2 protein-coding genes are annotated in these 3,381 nt (G+C 64.1%); one reads left to right on the top strand and one right to left on the bottom strand.

Annotation, left to right across the window (positions count from 1 at the left end):
- Positions 1 to 74: 74 nt before the first annotated feature.
- On the bottom strand, positions 75 to 1,055 hold the full coding sequence (locus JWQ24_RS28200) for a tripartite tricarboxylate transporter substrate-binding protein (protein WP_299815819.1): 981 nt from the start codon (positions 1,053 to 1,055) through the stop codon (positions 75 to 77).
- 125 nt (positions 1,056 to 1,180) lie between these two features.
- On the opposite strand from JWQ24_RS28200, the gene JWQ24_RS28195 reads away from it, so the two are divergent.
- A partial coding sequence (locus JWQ24_RS28195) for a hydantoinase/oxoprolinase family protein (protein WP_299815816.1) occupies positions 1,181 to 3,381 on the top strand: 2,201 nt, incomplete at its 3' end.

Genomic DNA, 3,381 nt, shown 5'->3' with positions numbered 1-3,381 from the left:
CAGAAACGGCCGCGGCGGCGCCCGCAAGCGCCAGAAAGTCGCGACGTTGAAGCGTCATGGCAAAGCTCCCCTGCTCACCCGGCTTTGAGATTGACCGCCTTGACGATGGCCGCGTTCACCGGGATCTCCGCTTTGACCAGCGCGTCGAGTTCGGCCGAGGTCATCGCCATGGGCTCGACGCCGAGCTTGGCGAGTTTTTCCTTCATGCTGGCGGTGGCAAGCGTCTTTTGCGTCTGCTGGTACAATTTGGCGATGATCGCTTGCGGCGTTTTGGCGGGCACGAAGACGGCGACCCAGAACAGGTAATCGGAATTGGGAAAGCCGGCTTCGAGCGTGGTCGGCACATGCGGCAAAGCGGACGCACGCATCGGCGAACTGACTGCCAGCGCCTGCAGTCTGCCGTCGTTGATAAGCGGCAGCACCAGCGCCATCGGCGCGAAATAAAAATCGACGCGGCCGGTCATGACTTCGGTCACGGCTTCCGGTCCGCCGCGGAACGGGATGTGACTGCCTTCAAAGCCAGCGGAGAGACGCAGACGTTCGGCGCTGAAATGCGTGGCGGTGCCGGCGCCGGCGGAAGCATAGGTCATCGTTCCGTTCTTGGCCTTGGCCGCGGCGACCAGATCCTCGACCGTCTTGAAGCCGGAAGACGGCGCAACCACGAGCACATTCGGCAAATTGCCGAGCGGGATGACGCCGGCAAAATCCGCCACCGGATCGTAACCGATGTTCGGATAGACCGACGAAATAATGGTGTGGGCCGACGAGATCGCCAGCAGCGTGTAACCATCCGGCTCGGCGCGCGCCACGGCGGCGGCGCCCAGCGTGCCGCCTGCGCCGGTGCGGTTTTCGACGACGATGGTCTGGCCGAGATCGGCCGACAACTGGTTGAACACGGTGCGCGGGATAATGTCGGTGGCGCTGCCGGCCGAGAACGGCACGACGGCCTTGATGGTCTTGGCGGGCCATTCCTGTGCTTTGGCAAAGCGCGGTAATACGGGTAGCGCGGCGGCGCCGGCGGCAAGCGACAGAAAATCACGGCGTCGAAGCCTCATGGGCATTCCTCCCCTGATCCGGCACTTTTATGCGCGCCGGTTTTGTTTGTTGGGACAACTTTAGCAGGCTTGTCTTGAGGCTGACAGGGCGGCATCGTGCGGCCTCACGGAGAGGCGTTAGGTCAATGGCGGCGAAGAAGTCAGGCAAGAAATCAGCGGCACTCTGGGACTTCTGGATCGACCGCGGCGGTACCTTCACCGACGTGGTCGGGCGCGCGCCGGACGGCCGGCTGACCGCGCACAAGCTGCTGTCGGAAAATCCCGAGGCCTATACCGACGCCGCCGTGCAGGGCATTCGCGACCTGCTCGGCTTGAAATCCGGCGAGCCGATCCCCGCCGGCCGCGTCGGCGCGGTAAAGATGGGCACCACTGTCGCCACAAACGCGCTCTTGGAGCGCAAGGGCGACCGCACGCTGTTGCTGATCACCAAGGGCTTCCGCGACGCGTTGAAGATCGGATACCAGGCGCGGCCCAAAATCTTCGCGCTCGAAATCATCAAGCCCGATCTCGTCTACGAGCGTGTCGCCGAAGTCGACGAGCGTGTCCGCGCCGACGGCACCGTCGAGCGCGAGCCCGATCTCGAAGCGGTGCGCGCCAATCTCGCAGCGGCCAAGGTTGATGGCATAGATGCGGTAGCCATCGTGCTGATGCACGCCTATCGCTTTCCTGAACACGAGCAGCGCATCGCGAAGCTCGTGCGCGAGATGGGCTTCGGCCAGGTCTCGGTCAGCCACGAAGTGTCGCCGCTGATCAAGCTGGTCGGCCGAGGCGACACCACAGTCGTCGACGCCTATCTCTCGCCGATCCTGCGGCGCTATGTGGCGAAGGTCGACACCGCGCTCGACGCCAAGAGTTCGCAGGCGCGGCTGATGTTCATGATGTCGTCGGGCGGGCTGACGGCGGCCGAACTGTTCCAGGGTAAGGACGCGATTTTGTCCGGCCCGGCCGGCGGCGTCGTCGGCATGGCGGAAACCGGACGGCAGGCCGGATTCGACCGCCTTATTGGATTTGATATGGGCGGCACCTCGACCGACGTGTCGCATTTCGATGGCGAATACGAACGCACGTTCGAGACAGAAGTCGCGGGCGTACGGATGCGCGCACCAATGATGCTCATTCATACCGTCGCCGCCGGCGGCGGCTCGATCCTGCATTACGACGGCGCACGCTTTCGCGTCGGGCCGGACAGCGCCGGCGCCAATCCGGGGCCGAAGTGTTATCGCCGCGGCGGACCGCTGGCGGTGACCGACGCCAACGTCATGGCGGGCAAATTGATCGCCGATTTTTTCCCGAAGATTTTCGGCCCCGCTCAGGACCAGCCGCTCGACGAAGCGTCGGTGAAAAGCGCCTTCGACGACCTCGCCAAGGACGTCGGCATGAAGCCGCAAGAAATCGCCGATGGCTTCATCAAGATCGCCGTCGAGAACATGGCCAATGCGATCAAGAAGATCTCCGTGCAGCGCGGTTACGACGTAACCCGTTACGCACTCAACTGCTTCGGCGGCGCCGGCGGACAGCACGCCTGCCTCGTCGCCGACGCGCTCGGCATGACGAAGGTGCTGATCCACCCGTTCTCGTCGCTGCTGTCGGCCTACGGCATGGGCCTTGCCGACATCCGCGCCACGCGCGAACAGGCTATCGAGCTGCCATACGGGGCGAAGGCGCTGGCCGCGCTCACCAGAACCGCCAAGCGCATCGGCAAGGTGGTGAAGGACGAAGTCGCCGGCCAGGGCGTACCTGCGGCCAAGATCAAGGTCTTCGTGCGCGCGCATATTCGCTACGCCGGCACCGATACGGCGCTGACGGTCAATGCCGCCACCCTGCCCGCCATGCAGCGCGCCTTCGAGAAAGCACACAAGGCGCGCTTCGGCTTCATCGACCGCAACAAGCAACTCGTCATCGAAGCCGTCTCGGTTGAAGCCGTCGGCGGCGGCGCCAAGTTCAACGAAAAGACAGCGCGGCGCTCCAAAACCGCATTGCCCAAGCCGGCGCGGCGCACGCAGTTCTTCTCGAACGGCGCCTGGCACAAGGCCAATGTCTATACCCGCGACCAGTTGAAGCCCGGCAGCAGGGTCAAGGGCGCGGCCATCATCATCGAGCCGCACCAGACCATCGTGGTCGAGCCGGGCTGGCAGGCCGAACTGACGGCCAAGAACCATCTGGTGCTCAACCGCACCAGGGTGCTCAAGCGCACTTATGCCATCGGCACGCATGCCGACCCGGTGATGCTGGAAGTGTTCAACAACCTCTTCATGTCGATCGCCGAGCAGATGGTCGTGTCGCTGCAGAACACCGCCTACTCCGTCAACATCAAGGAGCGGCTGGA

Source organism: Tardiphaga sp. (assembly GCF_028290495.1).
GTDB lineage: Bacteria > Pseudomonadota > Alphaproteobacteria > Rhizobiales > Xanthobacteraceae > Tardiphaga.
The sequence above is the reverse complement of the archived record's forward strand: the minus strand, read 5'-3'. Positions and strand labels throughout refer to the sequence as shown.

Excerpts from the sequence above, each read along its gene's own strand:
- JWQ24_RS28200 (WP_299815819.1), bottom strand. The coding sequence starts at position 1,055 with ATGAGGCTTCGACGCCGTGATTTTCTGTCGCTTGCCGCCGGCGCCGCC.